20 protein-coding genes and 1 rRNA gene are annotated in these 22,098 nt (G+C 60.2%); 11 read left to right on the top strand and 10 right to left on the bottom strand.

Annotation, left to right across the window (positions count from 1 at the left end; translation table 11 throughout):
• The first annotated feature begins 160 nt into the window (after positions 1-160).
• The 4 genes from rrf to BM110_RS05260 all read left to right on the top strand — a co-directional run bounded on the left by rrf (position 161) and on the right by BM110_RS05260 (position 4,001).
• Positions 161-276: ribosomal RNA gene (gene rrf, locus BM110_RS05275) — 5S ribosomal RNA — on the top strand.
• A gap of 159 nt (positions 277-435) precedes the next feature.
• On the top strand, positions 436-1,095 hold the full coding sequence (locus tag BM110_RS05270) for a paraquat-inducible protein A (RefSeq protein WP_092240492.1): 660 nt from the start codon (positions 436-438) through the stop codon (positions 1,093-1,095).
• Complete coding sequence (locus BM110_RS05265) at positions 1,082-1,705, top strand: paraquat-inducible protein A (RefSeq protein ID WP_071490979.1); 624 nt, start codon at positions 1,082-1,084, stop codon at positions 1,703-1,705. Before BM110_RS05270 ends, BM110_RS05265 begins: the two co-directional genes overlap by 14 nt.
• A complete protein-coding gene (locus BM110_RS05260; RefSeq protein ID WP_092240494.1) occupies positions 1,698-4,001 on the top strand; it encodes a PqiB family protein in 2,304 nt (767 codons plus the stop codon). The genes BM110_RS05265 and BM110_RS05260 overlap by 8 nt, the downstream gene beginning before the upstream one ends.
• Positions 4,002-4,062: 61 nt before the next feature.
• Here BM110_RS05260 and mksF read toward each other — a convergent pair whose 3' ends face one another.
• From mksF to mksB, 3 genes are read right to left on the bottom strand one after another with little or no spacing between them, the layout of a single operon-like run.
• Positions 4,063-6,903 carry an Mks condensin complex protein MksF gene (mksF, locus tag BM110_RS05255; protein ID WP_092240497.1) on the bottom strand — a complete coding sequence of 947 codons (2,841 nt, stop codon included), beginning with the start codon at positions 6,901-6,903 and terminating at the stop codon, positions 4,063-4,065.
• The gene (gene mksE, locus BM110_RS05250) at positions 6,900-7,607 is read right to left on the bottom strand and encodes an Mks condensin complex protein MksE (protein WP_016974932.1); all 708 of its coding nucleotides are present in this window, start codon (positions 7,605-7,607) and stop codon (positions 6,900-6,902) included. Before mksE ends, mksF begins: the two co-directional genes overlap by 4 nt.
• The gene (mksB, locus tag BM110_RS05245) at positions 7,597-8,874 is read right to left on the bottom strand and encodes an Mks condensin complex protein MksB (RefSeq protein ID WP_071490983.1); all 1,278 of its coding nucleotides are present in this window, start codon (positions 8,872-8,874) and stop codon (positions 7,597-7,599) included. The genes mksE and mksB overlap by 11 nt, the downstream gene beginning before the upstream one ends.
• Positions 8,875-9,061: 187 nt before the next feature.
• Between mksB and BM110_RS05240 the strand changes: the two genes are divergently transcribed.
• Positions 9,062-9,808, top strand: a complete 747-nt coding sequence (locus tag BM110_RS05240; RefSeq protein WP_093512590.1) for an energy transducer TonB — start codon at positions 9,062-9,064, stop codon at positions 9,806-9,808.
• Positions 9,801-10,253: a ribosomal protein S18-alanine N-acetyltransferase gene (gene rimI, locus BM110_RS05235; protein WP_093512588.1), complete on the top strand. Its 453-nt coding sequence runs from the start codon at positions 9,801-9,803 to the stop codon at positions 10,251-10,253. The genes BM110_RS05240 and rimI overlap by 8 nt, the downstream gene beginning before the upstream one ends.
• A gap of 117 nt (positions 10,254-10,370) precedes the next feature.
• Here rimI and BM110_RS05230 read toward each other — a convergent pair whose 3' ends face one another.
• Positions 10,371-10,736 carry a serine kinase/phosphatase gene (locus BM110_RS05230; RefSeq protein ID WP_092240503.1) on the bottom strand — a complete coding sequence of 122 codons (366 nt, stop codon included), beginning with the start codon at positions 10,734-10,736 and terminating at the stop codon, positions 10,371-10,373.
• Between the two features lie 154 nt (positions 10,737-10,890).
• On the opposite strand from BM110_RS05230, the gene can reads away from it, so the two are divergent.
• Positions 10,891-11,535, top strand: a complete 645-nt coding sequence (can, locus tag BM110_RS05225) for a carbonate dehydratase (RefSeq protein ID WP_010213394.1) — start codon at positions 10,891-10,893, stop codon at positions 11,533-11,535.
• On the opposite strand, the gene BM110_RS05220 is transcribed toward can, so the two are convergent.
• From BM110_RS05220 to BM110_RS05205, 4 genes are all read right to left on the bottom strand, one after another.
• Positions 11,532-12,053, bottom strand: a complete 522-nt coding sequence (locus BM110_RS05220; RefSeq protein ID WP_093512586.1) for an SET domain-containing protein — start codon at positions 12,051-12,053, stop codon at positions 11,532-11,534. The two genes, can and BM110_RS05220, sit on opposite strands and share 4 nt — an antisense overlap.
• 147 nt (positions 12,054-12,200) lie before the next feature.
• The gene (locus BM110_RS05215; RefSeq protein ID WP_092240508.1) at positions 12,201-13,370 is read right to left on the bottom strand and encodes a hypothetical protein; all 1,170 of its coding nucleotides are present in this window, start codon (positions 13,368-13,370) and stop codon (positions 12,201-12,203) included.
• A gap of 122 nt (positions 13,371-13,492) precedes the next feature.
• Positions 13,493-15,193, bottom strand: a complete 1,701-nt coding sequence (gene acpA, locus BM110_RS05210; RefSeq protein WP_093512584.1) for an acid phosphatase — start codon at positions 15,191-15,193, stop codon at positions 13,493-13,495.
• Between the two features lie 93 nt (positions 15,194-15,286).
• Positions 15,287-15,607: a hypothetical protein gene (locus BM110_RS05205; RefSeq protein WP_092240512.1), complete on the bottom strand. Its 321-nt coding sequence runs from the start codon at positions 15,605-15,607 to the stop codon at positions 15,287-15,289.
• Positions 15,608-15,725: 118 nt separating this feature from the next.
• Between BM110_RS05205 and BM110_RS05200 the strand changes: the two genes are divergently transcribed.
• A complete protein-coding gene (locus BM110_RS05200; protein WP_093120036.1) occupies positions 15,726-16,043 on the top strand; it encodes a HepT-like ribonuclease domain-containing protein in 318 nt (105 codons plus the stop codon).
• 36 nt (positions 16,044-16,079) lie between these two features.
• On the opposite strand, the gene BM110_RS05195 is transcribed toward BM110_RS05200, so the two are convergent.
• Positions 16,080-17,498 (bottom strand): short-chain fatty acid transporter, encoded by a 1,419-nt coding sequence (locus tag BM110_RS05195; protein ID WP_093120033.1) that lies wholly within the window; start codon positions 17,496-17,498, stop codon positions 16,080-16,082.
• A 185-nt stretch (positions 17,499-17,683) separates the two neighbouring features.
• Between BM110_RS05195 and BM110_RS05190 the strand changes: the two genes are divergently transcribed.
• The 3 genes from BM110_RS05190 to BM110_RS05180 all read left to right on the top strand — a co-directional run bounded on the left by BM110_RS05190 (position 17,684) and on the right by BM110_RS05180 (position 20,407).
• Entirely contained in the window at positions 17,684-18,988 is a 1,305-nt protein-coding gene (locus tag BM110_RS05190) for an MFS transporter (RefSeq protein WP_093512582.1), read from the top strand.
• 70 nt (positions 18,989-19,058) lie between these two features.
• On the top strand, positions 19,059-20,195 hold the full coding sequence (locus BM110_RS05185; RefSeq protein ID WP_093512580.1) for an ImmA/IrrE family metallo-endopeptidase: 1,137 nt from the start codon (positions 19,059-19,061) through the stop codon (positions 20,193-20,195).
• A complete protein-coding gene (locus BM110_RS05180; protein WP_371914781.1) occupies positions 20,192-20,407 on the top strand; it encodes a DUF4411 family protein in 216 nt (71 codons plus the stop codon). The genes BM110_RS05185 and BM110_RS05180 overlap by 4 nt, the downstream gene beginning before the upstream one ends.
• Positions 20,408-20,491: 84 nt before the next feature.
• Here BM110_RS05180 and BM110_RS05175 read toward each other — a convergent pair whose 3' ends face one another.
• A complete protein-coding gene (locus tag BM110_RS05175) occupies positions 20,492-21,862 on the bottom strand; it encodes a GntT/GntP/DsdX family permease (protein ID WP_093512578.1) in 1,371 nt (456 codons plus the stop codon).
• Positions 21,863-22,098: the final 236 nt, after the last annotated feature.

Raw genomic sequence — 22,098 nt, 5'->3', positions numbered from 1 at the left:
CCATATAACACCCAAGCAATTTGACTACTCTAACGAGCATCAGATTGCGGTGTGTGAAGACGAAAATGAACCGAAAGTTCGACGTTCACAAAACACCGAAAGCTGTCACATACCCAATTTGCTGAAGCGAGGCCCAGGCCGCGACTCAGTACCCGAATTTCTTGACGACCATAGAGCATTGGAACCACCTGATCCCATCCCGAACTCAGTAGTGAAACGATGCATCGCCGATGGTAGTGTGGGGTTTCCCCATGTGAGAGTAGGTCATCGTCAAGATTAAATTCCAGAACCCCTGATTGCTAACGCAGTCAGGGGTTTTGTTTTGGGCGGTCGGAAACTCAAGCACTACCTACCCCACGACAAATTTGCACAGTTATTTCTGAACCAGAGCACTAGAATAGGCACCTAACCATTTTTAGAGCCAGAGCCCTATCTATGCCTGATCCGGCTGATGCCCTAGAGCTATCGGATTTACCACTGGACGACCTGGTGGCATGCCATGAGTGCGACTTGCTGATGCGCAAACCGGTGCTCTCCCTCGGCGAAAAAGCCCAATGCCCGCGTTGCGGTTATGAGCTTTACGCTCACCGCCACAATGTCGTTGAGCGAAGTCTCGCCTTGGTGCTGGCTGCACTGTTGCTGTATATACCCGCGAACTTTCTACCCATCATGCAGCTCAATCTACTTGGGCAGTCCTCCGAGGATACCGTGTGGAGCGGCGTTGTCGGTCTGTTCGATACCGGCATGCAAGGCGTCGCCGCCGTTGTGTTCCTGTGCAGCATGGGCATCCCATTGCTCAAGCTGATTTGCCAGTTGGCAGTACTGCTCAGCATCCGTTGGAATATCGGCCGCAGTTATGGACTGCTGTTGTACCGCATCTACCACCACATGAAGGATTGGGGGATGTTGGAGGTCTACTTGATGGGGGTGCTGGTGGCGATCGTAAAACTCGCCGATATGGCGTCCATCACCATTGGCCTGGGCTTGGTCTGTTTTATCAGCCTGCTGATGGTTCAAGTACTGCTTGAGGTGGTGATGTCGCCCCACCAGATCTGGCAAGCGTTGTCAGGAGAGGATGATCATGCGGGCGATTGATGCAGGCATTCTGATTTGTACCGAATGCCACGAATTGAACAAACAGGACACTGATAGCGATGAGCAGCTGTGCACGCGTTGTGGTGCGCTGGTCCATGCCCGCCGCCCCAATAGCCTCACCCGCACCTGGGCACTGCTGATCACGGCGGCCATCTTGTATATTCCAGCCAATGTGTTGCCCATCATGACCATCAATAGCCTTGGTCAGGGTGATCCCAGCACCATCATGGCGGGCGTGATCCAGCTGGTGCAGCATGGTATGTACCCCATCGCTGCCGTGGTGTTCATCGCCAGCATCCTGGTGCCGACGTTCAAGCTGGTCGGCATAGGTCTGCTACTGTTCTCGGTGCAGCGTCACCAACCGTTGTCCGCGCAACAACGCATTGTGATGTACCGCTTTATCGAATTCATTGGCCGCTGGTCCATGCTGGATATCTTCGTGATCGCCATCCTGGTGGCGGTTGTAAATTTTGGGCGACTTGCCAGTGTCGAGGCCAATCTCGGCGCTGCGGCGTTCGCCAGTGTGGTGATCTTGACGATGCTTGCCGCAGTAACTTTTGATCCCCGACTGATTTGGGATAACACGGAGTCGGACGACGACCATGAGTGATTTGCCAAAAGCTAAAACCCGCCCCGCCTCCAATTGGTCGGCCATTTGGGTGTTACCTCTGATTGCCCTGATCATCGGTGGCTGGCTGGGGTGGCGTGCCTATTCTCAACAGGGCATCGATATCCAGGTGCGCTTTGAGAGTGGCGAAGGTATCCAGGTCAACAAAACGGAAGTGGTCTACAAAGGCATGCCGGTGGGCAAGGTCAAGGCCCTGGCCCTAGATGACGAAGGTAACAATCGCGGGGTGATTGCTACCATCGAGATGAACAAGGATGTCGAACAGTACCTGAAGACCAACACCCGTTTCTGGCTGGTCAAGCCGAGTGTCAGCCTGGCCGGCATCACTGGCCTGGAAACCCTGGTGTCGGGCAACTACATCGCCGCCAGCCCTGGCGACGGTGAGCCCACGCGCAAGTTCAAGGCGCTCTCCGAAGAGCCCCCCTTGTCCGACGCCAAGCCCGGCTTGCACCTGACCATCAAGGCTGACCGTCTGGGTTCTCTGAACCGTGGCAGCCCGGTGTTCTACAAGCAGATCCAGGTGGGCCAGGTCAAAAGCTACCTGCTCTCCGAAGACCAGAGCACCGTCGAGATCAAGGTCTATATCGAACCGACCTACGCCAGCCTTGTGCGTAAACACACACGTTTCTGGAACGCCAGCGGCATCAGCATCGATGCGAACCTCTCCGGCGTGAAAGTGCGCAGCGAATCCCTCTCAAGCATCGTTGCCGGCGGTATCGCCTTCGCCACGCCGGAGAACCGCAAGGACAGTCCGCCTACGGACCCAAGTCTGCCATTCCGCCTGTACGAAGATTTCGACGCCGCTGCGGCCGGAATCAAGGTCAAGGTCACACTCTCCGACTTCGAAGGCCTGCAGGCTGGCCGCACTCCGGTGATGTACAAAGGTATCCAGGTCGGTAGCTTGAAAACGCTGAAGATCAATCCGGACCTTTCCAGTGCTAACGCCGAGCTGACCCTCGATCCCCTGGCTGAAGATTACCTGGTACAGGACACTCAGTTCTGGGTGGTCAAACCGTCTATTTCCCTTGCGGGTATCACAGGGCTCGAAGCCTTGGTCAAAGGGAACTACATCGCCATTCGCCCGGGGGACAAAGGGACGCCTCCACAGCGTGAGTACGTCGCACGGGCCAAGGCGCCACCGTTGGACCTGCGTTCCCCTGGCCTGCACATGGTGCTGTTCACCGACAACCTCGGTTCCCTGGATGTCGGCAGTCCGATCCTCTACAAACAGGTCAAGGTGGGCTCGGTGCAGAGCTACCAGTTCTCGCGCAAGAACAAGCAGTTGGTGATCGGCGTCCACATCGAGAAGGAATACGAAAACCTGGTCAATGGCTCGACGCGCTTCTGGAACGCCAGTGGTGTCACCCTGACCGGTGGTCTCACTGGTGGAATCCAGGTGAAGAGTGAATCCCTGGCCAGCCTGATGGCGGGTGGCATCGCCTTCGAAACACCCGAGCAGAACGTTCCGCTGAAAAAACGCATCCCGCGTTTCCGCCTGTTTGCCGACCGCGATGCTGCCAACCAGCACGGTACCCTGGTGACCATCAAGGTCGACCGCGCCGACGGCATGCGTCCCGGCACTCCTGTGCGTTTCAAAGGCCTGGACGTGGGCAAGATTGAAAGTGTCGACCTCAGTGCCGACATGCAATCGGTACTGCTCAGTGCGCGTATCACCCAAGTGGCTGACCGCATCGCCCGCGTCGGCAGCCAGTTCTGGGTGGTCAAGCCTGAGCTGGGCCTGATGAAAACCGCCAACTTGGAAACCCTGGTCACCGGTCAATACATCGAAGTGCAACCGGCTGCGAAAAACGCCGGCCCGCAAAAGAGTTTTGTCGCGCTCGCCCAGCCCCCTGAAGCCGCCCATCAGGAAGCCGGCCTGAGCCTGACCCTCAGCGCCGCCCGCCGTGGTTCGCTGAAGGAGGGCGTGCCGGTCACCTACCGCGAAGTCACTGTGGGCAAAGTCACCGGCTACGAGCTGGGGCAAACTGCCGACCGTGTATTGATCCACATTCTGATCGAGCCCAAATATGCCCCGCTGGTCCGTGGCGGGAGCCGGTTCTGGAACACCAGTGGCTTTGGCCTCGACTTCGGCCTGTTCAAAGGCGCCACCGTACGCACGGAATCCCTGGAGACCCTGGTCGCCGGCGGTATCGCCTTCGCCACACCCGATGGCGAGCGCATGGGCAATGCCGCCCGGCCACAGCAAACCTTCCCGCTGTTCGACAAGTTCGAAGATGAGTGGCTGACCTGGGCACCTAAAATCCCGCTCGGCAAATAAGCGCCACAAAAAAGGCCGCGATCCATGAGATCGCGGCCTTTTTGCATTTCAGCGCAGGGCGTCAGACTTCATCCAACTGCGGCTCATCCGCCTGTACATTAACCGTTGCCTTCACCACATCATGACGGCGGATGTACTTCCAGTCCGCCTCATCAATGTAGATCCCATTCGGCCCGCTGCCGCCTTCCAGGTCGATCGCCACCTGGGCGGACACCTGCGGCTTCACACTGGCCAGGATTGGCACAAAGCCCAACTGCAAGCTGGTCTCCAGCAATGCGGCCTGGTTCTTCTCGTCGATATCCGCTGCCTCGTCAAGGTAATACGGCAAACGTACACGCCCGGCCTGGTCGCGGTCCATCAAGTGCAGCAACAGGTACATGTTGGTCAGCGCCTTGATGGTCATGGTGGTGCCGTTGGACGCGGCGCCATCGATGTCAGTATGAATCACCGGTTGGCCATGCACCTTGGTAATCTCGAACGCCAGTTCGAACAAATCCTTCAGGCCCAGCTGGTTGTGGTTGGCCGCCACCAGCCGCGCCAGGTACTCCTTGGCTTCTTCGTTCTTGTTGTCCTGCTCGGCGCTCTGGCTCAGGTCGAATACCGAGAGGGTTTCGCCTTCTTCATATTGACCGGCACTGTGGATGATCTGGTCGATATGCTTGAGCGCTTCCTTGTTCGGCGCCAGTACGATGCGGAAGCTTTGCAGGTTGGAGACCTGGCGCTTGTTGATCTCACGGTTGAACAACGCCAATTGATGCTCAAGGCTGTCGTAGTCGCTGCGGATGTTACGCAGGGTCCGTGCGATATCGGTGACCGCCGCACGGCGGGCCTTGCCGAGTGTCAACGCTTCATCCGTGCGGTGCGCATAAGCGTTGATCAGCAATTGCAGGCGACGCTCAACATCATCCTCGCTGTCGAACTTGGCCACGCCCTTGAGGCGAACCTGGGCGTACAGCGCTTCGATCTGGCCATCGGCGCGCAGCAAACCTTGCCAACTGTCCTGATAGTCATTGAGCAGCGGCAACAGGTTGTCCATGGAATCGTCGATCGGGTCCATGAACGGCGTGCCGAACGGCAAGTCCGCCGGCAACAACTGACGGCGACGCAACGCGTCGTCCAGCGTACGTTGCTTGGCTTCCATATCGCCGATCTGGCGGCCCACCAATTGCAGCTTGGCCGACAGCTGCTGAACGCGCTCGGTGAACGCATCGCTGGAGCGCTTCAACTCATCCTGCGCCGCTTCCATCTGCGCCAGGTTTTCCAGCTTCTCGCCTTCTTCGGCGCTCAGGGTTTGTGCACGGCGGAAGTCTTCAAGGGCCTTTTGCGCATCGAGCACCTGCTGGTACAGCGCTTCGGTCTGCGTCTTGCTCGCGGCACGGTCGGAGGCTACAGCCTGCTGGGTTTTCAACTGCTTGAGTTCTTTTTCCAGGCGTTCCTTCTGGTCACGCAACGCCGCGCGATCTGCCAGGGCCTGCAATGCCGGCGGTTCGATATGGGAGATGTCGATGGACAGCCCCGGCACTTCAAAGCGCTCGCCCTTGAAGCCGTCGAGGATCTGCTCCAGGGATTTGACCCACTGGCCGTCTTCGTCAAGCGTGATGCCGTGCTCGCCCAACGGCAGGCTGAACAGCGAACTGTTGAACAGGCGCATCAGACGCTCGACGTCTTGCTGTGAGAATTCTTCCCGCAGTTTGGCGTAGCTGTTGTTGTCCGCATGGTCGAGCTGTTGCTTGACCGACTTCAAGCGCTTTTCAAGGTCGCGCAAACGCTCGTCCAGATCCTCGGCGCTGAACTGCCGCGACTGCGCCAGGGCGCCGGCCAACTCATCGTGGGCATCCTTGGCCGCCAGCAGTTGCTGTTCCAGCACCTTGACGTCATCCACCAGGGCAAATCGATGCTTGAGCACCGACAACTCGCCCAACCAACGCTGGATACCACTGATTTCCCGCTCCAGGCGCATCAGCTCCTGGGTGCCGCCACGCTGGTCGTTCTGCAGCGCGTCCTGCTCGTTGCGGTAGTGCTCGGCCTGGATCGTCAGTTCTTCCTTGCGTGCACTGGCGTAGTCCGACCAGGTGCCCAGCAACGAATCCAGCAGCGGCGACAGGCGATGCAATTTGCCACGCAGCACGTCGCGCTGGCGAACACCATTGGACAGCGCTTCTACCAGCGGGCCGGCGGCGACCAGGGAGTTGTAGTCCTGCTCCATGCGCCTTACATCGCGGAAGGCTTCTTCGCACGCGGCGATGTAATCGACACTGCCGGAACGCAAGCTGTGTTCGAAGGCATCGAGAAACAATTGCTTGAGCTTGGCCGCAGTGATTTCACGCATGTGCAGCAGGTTGATAAACAGCGCGCGGAAGGTCTTCAGGCTCTGCTCGCTGGTGGAGCGCAGCGGAATCAACGTCAGGTCCAGCGGGATTGACGTATGCCCACCCACCAGCAAGCGACGCAGCTCATCCGGCTTGAGTTCGTAGGCTTTCAGGCCTTCGCGCTCAAGGTTGGTGAACAGCTCCTTCTGACGCAGGCAGGTGTCGTTCTTCTGGTAGTGCGCCAGGTCCAGCTTGCCGGCATAGGCAAAGAACTGGTGACCGAAACCACCGCCCGGGCCGCGCCCGACCACGCCGATCACGTGTGGGCCGTGGGGCAGCGAGACTTCCACGAGGATGTAGCTGGTGTCGGTGGCAAAGTAGAAGCGCCGCGATTGTTCCAGGGTGTACTTGCCGAAACTCATGTCCGACATGCGCGCCAGGATCGGGAACTGCAAGGCGTTGATCGACGCGGATTTACCCAGGTTGTTTGCGCCATATACCGACAGCGGCTCTTCCAGCGGGAACAGACCCAGGCTGTAACCGGCGGTGTTCAATAGGGCGAAGCGGCGGATGCCGTAGCGTTCCTTACTCATGCATCGGTCTCCTGTTCTTCGGCAATGGCGCGGGCCAGGGCGTCTTCTTCGCTCTCATCGGCGAAGTCGCTCAAGTCGAGTGGGTCATCGGTTTTCAACAATTTCTCATCGCTGTCTTCGTCGATGATCACCGGTGCCGGCAGCGGCAACACGCTGTGCACGCTGGCTGCCAGGTCGCGGTCTTGCTGCACCGACAGGCACACATCGAGGAAGCGGTGCATCGGCGGCAGGAAGCGATAGATGCCGTTGTCTTCGCTGGCAAAACCCAGCTGGGTCATACGGCGCATGATTTTTTCTTCGAGTTCTTCCTGGGTCTGCACTTCGGCCTGGATAAACAGGTCGCGGTACTTCTCCAGCAACGACGGCAACTCATCACGGCCCAGGCTGCCACCGTCGAGCACGGCAATCGGGTCGCGGCCCTGGTCGGCCAGGTGCTCGACGATGATGAAGGTGAACAACGCCAGGCGCTGGGCGGTCTTGTTGACCTGCGCGGCCGCCACGGCGGTGTCCGGCACGAAGTAGTAGAAGCCCCGTGTGTCGCACACCAGCTCAAAGCCCAGGGCCTTGAACAGCGTGCGGTACTGGTCCTGGAAGTTCGACAGTTGTGCGTACAGCTCCGGGTCGCGGCGGCTGACGTGGTAACCCTTGAACAGCTCGCGAAAGATCGGCGCCAGCTGGGACAGTTCGGATAGATCAAGATGCATAAGGTGTGCTCGCAGAATTCTCGGCTGCATCAGGGCTGGCCGGGAGCAGGGCGAAGGAGCGCAGGCTGACCTGGTGCTCGTGTGTGTGGTAGTCGCGGCGTTCAAGGCGTTCGCGCTTGAAGCGTTTTTCCCGCGAGAGGCGCGAGAACCAGTACAGCAATTCGTCGGTGGCGCCGTCGGGTTCCTGCTCCAGCAGCCAGGTCATCAGGTCCGGCATCGGCAGCGCGTCTTCGCAGCGCTCGAGCATTTCCTTGACGGTGCGTGGTGCGCGCTGGGCGTCGCCCTTGTGGGACTTGTGCGCCTTGGGAAAACGCGCCGGTTTCGGCTCGAAATTCGCCAGGGCATACACGTAGGCTTCCACCTGGCTGGCACTGCCGAGGAAGGTGCTCTGCGGCCGGGTGAACATCGGCATCGCCGCCTGGGGCACTGCGTCCAGGCCTTTACGGCGAATGGCCGACAACGCCAGCGCCGCACCACGGGTCACGGCGTTGTGCCGACGCGCTTCTTCGCGCAGCGGTAGCAGCAGCTCGCGGGCGTGGCGCAGAGTCAGCTGGGCGCTGGTCTGCATCTCCAGGATGCGCGCGTGGGTGCGCAGCAGCATGTCGTCGTCCACCAGATGGCCGAGACGCTGCTGCTCGGTGAGCATGCGCAACAGCACATTTTCCACCTTGCGCACGCCTTGCTCGAAGGCGCCGTCGGCGTTCACCAGTTGGATCATCGGTTCGACGTATTCGTCCCAGGTCGCGAGGACCTCGGCATAACGCTGGCGCAACGGAATCTGGCGGTCGCTGGTCTTGGCGCGATCGGCCACTGCGGCGAGGGCCTGTTCGTCGTTGGCGAGTTTTTTCAGCACGTCGCGCACGCGCATGTCGAGCAGGCGCAACTGACGGGCCAGGTCGTGGCCATCACGGATATCGAAGGCGTCCTGGATGTAACCGGCCAGGCGCTCGAGGTGGCGCAGGTAGGCTTCGATTTCCAGGCACAGGCCAAGCCGGTGCTCCTTGCGAAGATAGGCCAGGAAGTCATGGATCTGTGCATTGAGCTCGAAGCGGTTCGGGCTCTTGGCAACAGGCACCAGGATATCCAGGCGAATCCACACGTCCAGCAGGCTGGTGATGTCCTGTGGCGTGCTGTCCAGTTGTTGGGCGGCCAGTTGTGCGCGCAGTTCGCCCAGGCTCAGGGTGCCTTGGTCGAAGTGTTCGCACAGTGGCTCAAGCAGGGCCCAGTGTTCGGCGAGGGCGCGCAAGACGCGCTTGGGTTCGATCATTGGAATGGCCGGCGGGTTGGCGATTAAAAGTCGCGATTGTACTGCATCGGACGCGGGATTTATCCACAGCCGGTCAGTACGCAGTGGGCGATTGTTGCCAAACAGCGGTAGAATCCCCGCTCTTTAGTTATCCACAAGTGGCCGAGCTGTGCTTATCGAGTCCCGACGTCGCGCTTACTTGACCGCCATGCAGGTGGTCAACTGGCTGCCCCGCACCGAACTGCCGTTTGCCGCGCCGTCGCGGCCCGAGCTGTTGCAGGCGCTTGAGCCCTATGAGGCGTTCGAGTCTTCGGGCGAGGAGGCGGCTGCGCCGGTGGCGGTGGTCAAGCCCACGCCGGAGACGCGACCGGTGGTCGAGCGCGCCAAGATCGAAGTGCCGCGCCCCGTGCCGGTGACCAAGACCGCCAAGGTGGTCGAAGAGGCGGCCCCGGTGGTCAAGGCCCCGGTGGTGCCGCCACCGCGCTTTGCCCTGCAATTGCTGCGCGCCGGGCGCTGCCTGCTGCTGGTCGAGTTACCCACCGGCGAACGTTTCCAGACCCGCGACCCTGCCTACATGCTGCTCAAGGACATGCTGCGCGCCGCCGGCCTGCCCGACAGCCCGCAAATCGTCGGCGACCCGGTGCGCTGGCCGCTGCTGGTGCGTGGCAACATGGATCAAGGCCCCGAGGCCGCACGGGATTTCGTGCAAGGTTTTGTGTCGGCGCGCCTGGAAGACGAACCCTGCGCGTGCCTGTGGCTGATCGGCTTGCCCGCTGTGCGTTTTGCCGGCGAGGCCAATGCCGAAGCCTGGTACCGCGAGCTGCAGGTCGAAAGCCTGGGCTTGGTGTGGGCTCTGCCGGGCCTGGAATTATTAATGGAAGAGCCACAGCGTAAGGCTGATGTCTGGCAAGCCATGCGCCGGCTGATGGCGCGCTGGAAAACAACCGATGAGTGAGGCTTTATCCTTCCGCCCGATGACCGAGGCCGACCTCGACGCCGTGCTGAAAGTCGAATACGCGGCTTTCAGCCACCCCTGGACCCGTGGGATCTTTCTCGATGGGCTGGGCAAGTACCAGATCTGGCTGATGTTCGAAGGTGAGCAGCAGGTGGGGCACGGCGTGGTGCAGATCATCCTCGATGAGGCGCACCTGCTGAACATTACCGTCAAACCGGAAAACCAGGGGCGCGGCCTGGGGCTGGCGCTGCTGGAGCACTTGATGTCACGTGCCTACGCGGCCAATGCGCGGGAGTGCTTCCTGGAGGTGCGCGACAGCAATACCGGCGCGTTTCGCCTGTATGAGCGCTATGGTTTCAACGAGATCGGCCGTCGCCGGGACTATTACCCGGCTGTCGGTGGCCGCGAAGATGCGGTTGTCATGGCCTGCACCCTGGTCGACTAAATACATAGCCCCATTGTGGGAGGGGGCTTGCCCCCGATGGCGGTGTACCAGGCACCTTATCAGTCTGACATGCCGCTATCGTGGGCAAGCCCCCTCCCACCTGTAGGACACGTTTTGTCAGCGGTTACCGTCTACTGGATCAATATCTGCCAATTCGGCCTCATCCAGGCCATTGCCCCCACCGATCTCATCCTCATCGACGACACTCAGGTCCCAGTCCGCCGGTTCGCCTTCGCCCGCTTCCTGAGCATCCCTTGCTCCATCTTCATGGATCAACGTTTCAGGGCTCATGTCATCGTCCGTCGCTTCATGGTCTTCGGTCGAAGCCCCAGTCAGCCCGGCCTCCCGCACCCGTTCGTCGCCGATATGCGTGGTGGGCGCGTCTTCGTCAAAATCGAGCTCGCGCATCGAGCCCATGCGATCTTCATTGTCATCAATCGGTTCGGGCTGTGCAGCGCCGTAGGGACGTCGTGATTCAGTCATGGCCAATCCTCATACTGTGGGGCTTATAGTGTGTGGACAGGCTGCGCGGCCTAAAGATTCAAGCTAATTCACGCTTGTTATTCGCCGGCAGGGCGTGACCTGGACGTGGGGTTGTCAGTCACAAAACTGCGCATCATTCCTGAGGCTTTCCCTGATGAACGAACTACAAGACCTGCTTGATAACAACGAACGCTGGGCGGACGCGATCAAACAGGAAGATCCCGAATTCTTCGCCAAGCTCGCCCGCCAGCAAACCCCGGAATACCTGTGGATCGGCTGTTCCGATGCCCGCGTACCGGCCAACGAGATCGTCGGCATGCTGCCGGGTGATCTGTTCGTGCACCGTAACGTGGCCAATGTGGTGCTGCACACCGACCTCAATTGCCTGTCGGTGATCCAGTACGCGGTGGACGTGCTCAAGGTCAAACACATCCTGGTCACCGGCCACTATGGCTGCGGCGGCGTGCGCGCCTCGATGCAGGACCGTCAGTTCGGCCTGATCGACGGCTGGCTGCGCACCATTCGCGACCTCTACTACGAGAACCGCGACCTGCTGGCCCAATTGCCCACTGAGGAAGAGCGCGTCGACCGTCTCTGCGAGTTGAACGTGATCCAGCAAGTGGCCAACGTCGGGCACACCAGCATTGTGCAAAACGCGTGGCACCGTGGGCAGAGCCTGTCGATCCATGGCTGCATCTACGGCATCAAGGACGGCCGCTGGAAGAGCTTGAACACCACCATCAGTGGTTTCGAGCAACTGCCACCGCAATACCGCCTGCGTCCGCTGGGCGAAGCCTAAGAGCGTTTACGGTCGCGCCACTGGGCCATGAACGCCTGCCCCTCGGCGTTCAATGGTTCATTGCGACCGGTAATCCAGCCCCGGCAGTTCAATTCGCCGCATTGGCAGGCGAACTGCCGGAACAGCACGTCTTCGGTCATGGCGTAATCCACGGTCAGCAGGGTGTCGGCCTGGATTTCGTGCAACGTCCAGACCTCCAGGTAGTGCAAGTCGAGAAACACGTTCGGTTTGCACGAATGCGACAGCAGGCCACTGAACCAGCAGTCGTAGAGGTGGATACGCGAAGATAACTGCACCGTGTGCAGGCGTCTTTCGCTCAGGGCGTGGCCTGAGATCTTGGCGATGCACACACGGCTGTCAAAGGCCACGCGCGCCTTGACTCCCGCGCCCACCCCTTGAATGTTGTGCACCGCCTCGAATTGCCTGTCCGTTGGGTAGCCTTGTCCGAGCGTGGACTTGAAAGGGTAAAGGCAGTCACTCACAGCGGTTTTAGCCTTATCCATGGCCTGAGTTTTCATAACTCTCCTGGTTTAGGCTGCATCGACCTGCGGGTGGTGGCTGACTACCAGTCTTGCAGCGGATGGGCGCGGCTCAAGACTCGCCGAACATGGACCTGATTTCTACTGTCAATGTTGACAGTAGAAATCGGCTGTTTTTTGTGCAATTTACAGCACCGGCGCGCTGATCGTCGGGAGTGGTGCTGCATTGCGCAGCTGTTTCAATTGGGTCTTGATGGTTGGCGTGGCGCATTTGGCATTCGCATCTTCCGGGGATAGATTGCGCACCGAGGTGTAGAACAGTTCGCACGTCTGCTCCTTGCGGGTGACTTGCCAGGTAGTCGTGCACGCCTTGAGCAGTACGTTCGGATCGCTCGCGGGTTTCTGGCCCATCCCGGCCTGCCAGCAGGCGGCGCTGAGATCCTGGCCCATCACCTTCAAACCGGCTTCGTCGGCTTTCTGCTCGTTACCGTCGTAGGTGTCGGGGCTCGCCGCATACCAGATGTAACTGGGGTGGTTGGCACCCAACACCGAAACAGTTTGGCCTGCGGCGGGGCTGATCTGCGCCAGGCCCAGCACTGCCACGGTCTGCCCGTATTGTTGCTTGATCCAGCTGCGCACCGGCGCGCCGAACGCTACCATGGGCAATGCCCCTTTGGCGGACAGGCTTAACTCCCGGACCATGCGCGTCTGGTAATCGGTGAAGTAGCTGTAGACGGTTTCCAGGTCCTTGCCCGCATTGGAAGGCGCGGCGATGGGGGCGATATCGATGATGGTCTGGTAGGCCGGCGTTTCGGTGGCCGGGATGCCATTCTCCGTGAGCAAGGTGGCCCAGCGGTCGGTGGTGGCCGATTCAAGGTAGTCCTGGGCCTGGGTCAGCGAGTATTCCGGCGGGAAGTGCAGCAGCTCGATGCTCTTTCGATTGTCCAGGGCCATGCCCAGCGGCAGGAACAGGTACCAGTTGTAGGCCCACTTGCCATCGCTGTTGAGCTTGCTCGCGCCTTGATAGGCCAGGTCAGCGGTATTGAGCAAGCTGGTCAGCGGTTGGCCATAATTGTCCGGCACGCCGCTGAAGGTCGCCGAAACCTGCCCGTCATGGGTTTTGACGCTGACTTTCGCCCGGGTGTACCCATCCCGTTGCAGGCTCTGATTCAGGTAATGCTCGGCAGTCTGTTCCAGCGTCCAGGGTCGAAAACAGATTACGTTACAGTTGTTGGGGAAAGCGAACAGCTTGGTCACACGCTGCGTGCTCCCCAGCGGTACATCGACATCGGCCTGTACGACCGCACTCGCCATCAGTGCGGCCAGGGTGAAGGACAGCCTGGTTGGTTTGAACATTGTTATTTCCTTGTCAGCGAAAGCCCGTCTGCGCGGGGTGAAAGCCCACCTCCACACAGTAGCGGCTGACCAGGAAAACCGCGTGCTAATTCAACGGGCATGTCGCTATTGGATAAGAAAACCTACACGCTGAACTGCAAAGCGTTGCTCAAGTCGCCCATGGGTTTCTGACCGCAGGCGATCATCGCGTCATCGCGCTGCTTGAGGCCGTCCAGAGTCTCGAGCTGGAACACCCGTGTGATCAAGCGCAGGATCGACCCGGTGTCGTATACCGTATGGTCCACCGTGCCTTTGCGGGCGAACGGCGACACCACCAGCGCCGGAATCCGCGTGCCAGGCCCCCAGCGGTCGCCCTTTGGCGGTGCCACGTGGTCCCACCAGCCGCCGTTTTCGTCGACGGTCACCACCACCACCATGTTTTTCCACTGCGGACTCTCTTGCAGCACCTTCAAGGCACGGGCGATATGGCGGTCGCCAGACGCCACGTCGGCATAGCCCGCGTGCATGTTCAGGTTGCCCTGGGGTTTGTAGAAGGTCACGGCGGGCAGCTGGCCGGCCTGGGCGTCGGCGAAGAACTTGTTGGTGCTCGACTCGTCCCCCAAACCGCCATCGCGCAGGCGTTTGTCGCGCTCGACGCGGTTCTCGGGGCCCTGCTGCTTGAAGTAGTTGAACGGCTGGTGGTGATACTGGAAGTTCGGGATTTTTGGAATGCCGCCCGAATCCTTGAACTGGTCCAGCGTCGCTTGCCAGGCGCCGGCGTACCACGCCCAGTCGACGTTCTTCTTCGACAGCTTGTCGCCGATGTGTTCGTGGGTTTGCGGCACCAGCACGTTGGGCAGGTCAGGCTTGGAATAGTCCGGGTTTTCCGGGTCGCGGATCCAGGTCGGCCAGTACGGCGGAGCCAGGGTGTTCACGCCGTAGCCATCCGGGGTCAGCGCGCTGGGGCCGAACTGCGGCGGGCCGGTCATCGCGCTGGCGGGGGACTTGTCCAGGGGCTTGAGGCGCGGGTCGGTGGGGTCATCGCTTTGCAGCGTGGCGATCTGCGCCTTGGCCACCGATCGCGCGGCATTCGGGTAAAACGGCGCGGTGGCGCTGATCAGGTATTGATGGTTGAGGAACGAGCCACCAAACGCCCCCTGGAAGAAGTTGTCGCAGAGCACAAACTCCTTGGCCACGTCCCACAGGCGCAGGGAATAACGACTCTGGGCGTAATGGCCCATCACCAGGCCGCCGGAGTCGGCCCAGGCGACGAAGTTGTCGTTCTTGCCGCCGTTGATCTGCATCTGGTTCTGGTAGAACACGTGCCACAGGTCACGGGTGACCAGGCTCAGCGGCAGGTCTTCGGCGTTCGGGCCCTTGAGGGCGAAGGGCGCGTTGGGCAGGTTTTCCTGGAATTGCACTTCGCTGGGGTAGGTCACCCCGTCCACCGTTTGCGGGCCGACTTGCAGCACACCACCCCAGGTTGGAGGTAGGGTCGTCAGCAGGCTGCCATCGCGGTCACGCTGCTGCGTGTCAGCGGCGGATAGCGCCGACAGCGGTTTCTCAACACCCGGGAAGTCCGCAAACAGGTTGTTGAAACTGCGGTTTTCGGCGTAGATCACCACCACGGTTTTCACCTGCTCACGCAAGGCCTTGTCCAACTCTTGCGGCGTCAGCGGCCGCGCCACTGGTTTACCCGGTGCTTCGCTGGTATTGCCGCAGGCACTCAAGGTTGCGCCAACCCCCAGCACCGCCGCGCCCCCCAGGAAACGCCGACGGCTGGTGTCGACTGGCGGTTGGGCTGCGGAATCGGGGGAAGGGCGGTCTTCGTGCTCGTCGCTCATTGCGGGGAGTCCTTGGCGAGGTGTTGCAAGATATTTCGCAGGACGGTAGCAATGCAATGTGACGGAACGAAGACAGTGATTTGAATCAGCGGATCACAGCAGGCGCAGCGCCAACTCGCTGCCGGCGCGCAAGTACTCCACCTGCGCCGTCACCGCGTCCTTGACGATGGCCTCGCCTGTGTCGGTCAGCCTGGCCTTCTTTGCATCGACAACAGTGGTCTGCAACAACTGCATGGCCACGTCGATCGATTTCTGGAAGGCGGTCACGTTGTTGTGCAGGCCGAACTCCTTGATCACCGCGTCCATGCGGCGATCTGCGTCGTCGCGCAAGGTCCTGTATTCAGCGACTGAAACGTTGCCGTCCTGGTAAATATCAGTGATCAACTCTTCCAGTGATTTGGATAGGGGCGTCATCGGAGTTCCTTGTTGCTAGGTGAGTAGGAGTCCGAGTCAGGTTAATCAAAGGTATTGGTGGGTGAAGCCAGAGATTGCCATTCATCCGCGTGAGATAAGCCCACGCGTTCGATCAGACATGTGCCACATCCGCAGAGCTGCCACTGATGCGATCACCTTTGTTGATGGCTTGGGTAAAGAGGTTTTTCTGGAAGACAAGCGTACTCAGCAAGCGGTGATCATGAGCCTGATCATCATTGGTGAAGCTTCGACGAAAATCATGGACCAGTATCCGGATTTTGCGTCAAGTCACCCGCAAGTCCCATGGCGTAGCATGCGCGGAATGCGTAACCGAATTGCCCACGGTTATTTCGATATCAACCTTGATGTGGTTTGGGACACGATCCAGAGCGCCCTGCCTGATCTATTGGAATGTTTTCCTGTTGCGCCTGAATGAAGCACCTGTTGCAGCAACAGATGCTTCATCCATTGGTTAGGGCATTATCGGCGGCAAATACTTCAACGTCGTCCCCAGCGCCCACAGCAGGAACAACACCAGCGGCGTGTGCACCAGCAACTGCACGAACGAAAAGCCAATCAGGTCCCGCGCTTTGAGCCCCAACACCCCCAGCAGCGGCAGCATATAGAACGGGTTGATCAGGTTTGGCAGCGCCTCGGCGGCGTTGTAGATCTGCACCGCCCAACCCAGGTGGTATTGCAGGTCATTGGCCACTTGCATCACGTATGGCGCTTCGATGATCCACTTGCCGCCGCCCGACGGGATAAAGAAGCCCAGCACCGCCGAATACACGCCCATCAGCAGCGCGTAGGTGTCATGGGAGGCGATGGAGGTGAAGAAGGTGGAGATATGGTGCGCCAGGGTCTGGCCGTCGCCACCCTTGACCACGGTCATCAGCGCGGCGATCGAGCCGTACAGCGGAAACTGGATCAGCACGCCGGTGGTGGTCGGCACCGCACGCGCCACCGCATCGAGGAAGCTGCGCGGGCGCCAGTGCAGCAGGGCGCCGGTCATGATGAACAGGAAGTTATAGGTGTTCAGCCCTGAAATGGCACTGATCGCCGGTTTGGTCGAGAACTCATGGAACAGCCAGCCGGCCGCCAGCAATGCCAGCAGAATGGTCAGCAAGGGGCTGTGCTCGAGCCACTCACCCGGGCGGGCGGGGGCTTGCAGTTTGGGCAGGTTGAACGCCGGGTCGACCCCACAGGCCTTGGCATCGCGGGCGCTGTTCGGGCCGGGTGCGGTGGCGTAGGCGATGATCAGCGACACCACGATCAATGCCAGCAACAGCACGCCGGATTGCCACAGGAAGATGGTGTCGGTGAACGGGATTACTCCCGTGATCGACAGAATCGACGGCGGCAGGCTGGCCGGGTTGGCCTGCAACTGTGCCGCCGATGACGACAACCCCAACGCCCACACGGCGCCGAGCCCCAGATACGCCGCCGCACCGGCAGCACGGTAATCCATGCGCAGATCCGTGCGACGCGCCAGCGCCCGCACCAGCAAACCGCCAAACACCAGGGACAAGCCCCAGTTCAGCAACGAGGCGACCATCGAGATCAGCGCCACCCAGGCCACGGCCGAGCGGCCATTCTTTGGGATACGCGCCAGGCGGTCGATCAGTTTCACGGCGGGCGGCGAGCTGGCGACGACATAACCGCCGATCACCACGAAGGCCATCTGCATGGTGAACGGGATCAGGCTCCAGAACCCATCACCAAAGGCCTTGGCGGCCTCGGTCGGTGCGGCGCCCATACCCAGGGTCGCCACGGCAACGATGATCACCGCAAGGGCGGCGAATACCCAGGAGTCTGGAAACCAGCGCTCGGCGAAATTGGAACAACGCAGGGCAAATCGGGCATAGCGGCTTTCTTCGATAGCATCGGCCATGAGTCTTTCCTCTTATAGTTATTAGGGTGCAGGCAATTTTCCGGCATGTTCCGCTACGGCCATTGATATGGGAATGCAGTTATCTTCATCGATCCATGAGGAAAACAAATATATCTGTCGCGATTGCCATCATTGGGCTCAGCTCATAACCTGCACGCCATTTTGTTTGTCTGCCGAGCCTCCACATGACTGCCACCTTTCCTACGCAGGCGCAGCGTTTTTCCCGCTCCGACTACAAAACCCTGGGCCTGGCCGCCCTCGGCGGTGCCCTGGAAATCTACGATTTCATCATCTTCGTGTTTTTCGCGCTGACCTTGAGCCAGCTGTTCTTCCCGCCGGAAATGCCTGAGTGGCTGCGCCTGCTGCAAAGCTTCGGCATCTTTGTCACCGGCTACCTGGCGCGCCCGCTGGGCGGCATCCTGATGGCGCACTTCGCCGATCACCTGGGACGCAAGCGCGTGTTCAGCCTGAGCATCCTGATGATGGCCTTGCCCTGCCTGCTGATCGGGATCATGCCGACCTACGCGCAAATCGGTTACTTCGCCCCGCTGATCCTGCTGGTGCTGCGCGTGCTGCAAGGTGCGGCGGTCGGCGGTGAAGTGCCCAGCGCCTGGACCTTCGTCGCCGAACACGCGCCGCCCCACCATCGCGGCTATGCCCTGGGCTTCCTGCAAGCCGGCCTGACCTTCGGCTACCTGCTCGGCGCCCTCACCGCCACGCTGTTGGCGCAGGTCTTCACCCCCGCAGAAATCCTCGACTACGCCTGGCGCTTCCCATTCCTGCTCGGCGGTGTGTTCGGCGTGATCGGCGTGTGGCTGCGCCGCTGGCTCAGCGAAACCCCGGTGTTCCTCGAAATGCAGGCCCGCCGCCAGGCTGCCGCCGAACTCCCGCTGCGTACCGTGCTGCGTGACCATCGCGCGGTGTTGCTGCCCGCGATGATCCTCACCTGCGTGCTCACCTCCGCTGTGGTGGTGCTGGTGGTCATCACCCCGACCATGATGCAGAAAACCTTCGGCATGAGCCCCAGCCATACCTTCGCCTTGAGCGCGTTGGGCATCGTGTTCCTGAACATCGGCTGCGTCCTGGCCGGCCTGCTGGTGGACCGCATCGGCGCCTGGCGCGCGGTGCTGGTCTACAGCCTGATGCTGCCGGTGGGGATTGCGGTGCTGTACGCCAGCCTGATCAACGGCGGGATCTGGCTGGGTGCGGCATATGCCGTGGCGGGCCTCAGTTGCGGCGTAGTTGGCGCGGTGCCGTCGGTGATGGTCGGCCTGTTTCCGGCGCAGGTGCGGGTGTCGGGGATTTCCTTTACCTACAACATTGCCTACGCGCTGTGGGCGAGTACCACGCCGCTGCTGCTGATTGCGTTGATGCCGACCAGCCCGTGGATCTGCGTGGGGTATTGCGTGGTGATGGGGGCGGTGGGGGTGGGGAGTGTGGCGTTGTTTGGAAAACAGCACGCCGTGGATGCTGTTACAAATGCCACGTAGGGCCATCAATTGACCGGATTTGCCGCCGTTTCTATAGTCCTGGCCACCCCTGAGCAGCATTCAGAACCTTATGAACCAGACGGCTTTTATCAATCCCGCCATCCTTTCCTGGTCTCGCCAGCGGGCGGGTTTGTCTGAGGCAAAGGTTGCCAAAAGTCTCACGGTGCATCTGGGGCGTGTCAGGGAGTGGGAAGTAGGTCAGAGCCTTCCTACGTTTAACCAAGCGCAAAAATGGGCCGTTATTGCACATATCCCTTTTGGTTTTCTTTTCCTCAAGGTTCCGCCGCAGGATCATCTATCTATCCCCGATCTGCGTACTGGGGAGGGTGTTTTTCCTGACAAACCCAGCTTGAATCTAATAGACACCGTGATAGACGTGCTCCGTAAACAAGACTGGTATTTGGAGTACTTGCAGGACCACGAGCGTTCTCCGCTGCCTTTCGTGGGAAGTTTCAGCAATCGTTCGCCCATCAAGGACGTGGTTGCAGATATTCGTCGCGTCCTCGGTGTGACGGATGACTTTGCCCGTATGAGCTATGAGGACTATTTCAGGGCCTTGGTAAGTGGTGCCGAGAACGCTGGCATTCTCGTCATGCGCAGCGGTGTTGCCATGGGAAACACCCACCGAAAACTTGATGTGAGTGAGTTTCGAGGATTTGCGATCAGCAACGCGATGGCTCCCGTGGTGTTCATCAACAGTGCGGACGCACCCACGGCGCGGCTTTTTACATTGATGCATGAGCTGGTGCATATCTGGATTGGCAGCACGGGTGTTTCCGATGGCAACAGTCACAGTGCCCGCCAGGAAGAAGCTTTTTGCAATGCTGTCGCGGGAGAGTTCTTGGCGCCGGAGCTGGTTTTTCGGGGGCACTGGGATTCGAATATTCACTGGGAAGGAAACCTGGCTCCCTTGGCCGGACGCTTTCACGTCAGCACTTTGGTGATTGCCCGTCGTGCCCTTGATCTTGGCTACATCAGCAGTGATGAATATGGCGCCTATTACCGTCGTATCTTGCAGGCGTATCGAGATAAGGACGGCAGTGGAGGGGACTACTACCGCACCGCGGCAATCAGAAACAGCACCCGTTTGAGCAAGGCTGTTCTGGCAGAAGCGCAGAGCGGGCGGATTCTGCTGCGAGAAGCGGGGAAACTGCTGGGTATGCAGCCTGCCAAGTTGAAGACTTATGGGATGAAACTATCGGCATGAAGCATCTATTGGATTCGAACACGCTGATCGAGGCCAAGAACCGCTATTACGCAATAACGGTTTGCCCAGGTTACTGGGCATGGATTCTTCAGCAGCACCAGGCTTTGGAGATAGCCAGTATCGTGCCCGTCAGGGACGAACTCGCCAGGGGCAATGACGATTTGACCCAATGTTTGCTCACTGTTCGGTGTGCCTTACATGAATACATTTGAGTTGCTTGGCAAGCTCGATGCTCGTTTTGTTTTGCATCAGTAAAACCATTGAGGGGAAGAGCTCTTCCCCTCAGTACGGCGTTTTTAGGTCAGGAAGTGCCAAAGCACCAGCGTCCCCACCAGACCGACGACTGAAACAATCGTCTGCAACACCGACCACACCCAGATCGTTTGCTTCAGTTGCAAGCCGAAGTACTCACGCACCATCCAGAACCCGGCGTCGTTGACGTGGCAGAAGAACACCGAGCCGGCGCCGATAGCCAGCGCGACCAACGAGCTTTGCGTCACCGCCAACCCGGCCATCATCGGCGCGAGAATGCCCGCCGTCGTGGTGGTGGCGACTGTCGCCGAACCCGTTGCCTGGCGCAACGCAACTGCGATCAGCCACGCCAGTAGCAGGTAGGGCATGTGCGCGCCTTCGGCGACCTTGCTGATGGTCTGGCTCACACCAGCATCCAGCAGGGTTTGCTTGAGGCCACCGCCAGCGCCGATGGTGAGCAGCAAGACGGCGATGGGGGCGAGGGCTTTGCGCAGGGTGTTGCCCACGTCGGCCCTAGGCATGCCAGCGGCCCAGCCCAGGCAGATTACGGCGGCGATCACAGCCAGGCCGAGGGCGATCAGCGGTTCGCCGAGAAACTTCAAGGTCAGGCCGAGGGTGCTTTCCGCCGGCAGCGCGACCTTGGCCAAGGTGCTGCCCAGCATCAGGATCACCGGCAACAGAATGATCAGCAACGACACGCCGAAGCTCGGTTGGCGCGGCGCCTTGGGCGGTGCGCTGAACAGTGCGCCGATGTCCGCCGGTTCATCCACCTGCAGGCGCTTGGACAGCCAGTTGCCGTAGATCGGGCCGGCCAGGATCACCGCTGGCACCGCCAGGCAGAAGCCCAGCAACATGGTCAGGCCGAGGTCGGCGTGTAACGCGCCCACCGCAATCAGCGGCCCCGGATGCGGTGGCATCAGGGCGTGCAGGGTGGTCATGCCGGCCAGCGCCGGGATGGCGATTTTCAGCAGCGGCTGGTTCGACCGCTTGGCCATTACAAAGATGATCGGCACCATCATCACCAGGCCCACTTCGAAGAACAGCGGCAGGCCGATCACCATCGCCACGAGCGCCATCACCCACGGCAATGACTTGCCCTTGCCCAGCCCGAGCAAGGTGGTGGCAATGCGGTCGGCCGCGCCGGATTCGGCCATCAATGCGCCGAGCATCGAGCCCAGCGCAATGATGATTCCGGCTTCACCGAGGATCGCCCCGGCGCCTTTGCTGAAGGCCTTGGCCACTTCTTCCGGCGGCAGGCCGGCGCCGACACCGGCGATAAAGGTGCCGATCAGGATCGACAGGAATGGCGGCAACTTGGTCGCGCTGATCAGCACGATGATGCTGGCGATGGCCAGCAGTACACAAAACATAAGGCGAGTGTCGTGAACCATCCACGCGGCAGTCGATAACTCCAAGGCGGGACTCCTTATCGAACAGGTTGGGGAAATTGTTTCTTTTTGTTTCCTGCCCGAAAAGCATACCCGATACCGCGCTGGCCAAGTGCTTATGTACCGTTTTGGTGCGATCAGCGGCGGGCGGTCGAAATGCCCGCCGCAGAGCCATTGCTGTCGGATTTGTAATCTTTGCTCCACCGCCCTGATAAGTCGCGGCCGCTACATTGCCTGCGCTTGTACTTCATGGGCGTGGAACT

The sequence above is a fragment of the Pseudomonas sp. NFPP28 genome, assembly GCF_900115535.1.
In the GTDB taxonomy this organism is placed as follows: domain Bacteria; phylum Pseudomonadota; class Gammaproteobacteria; order Pseudomonadales; family Pseudomonadaceae; genus Aquipseudomonas; species Aquipseudomonas extremorientalis.
This window is presented reverse-complemented; position numbering and strand designations above follow the sequence as displayed.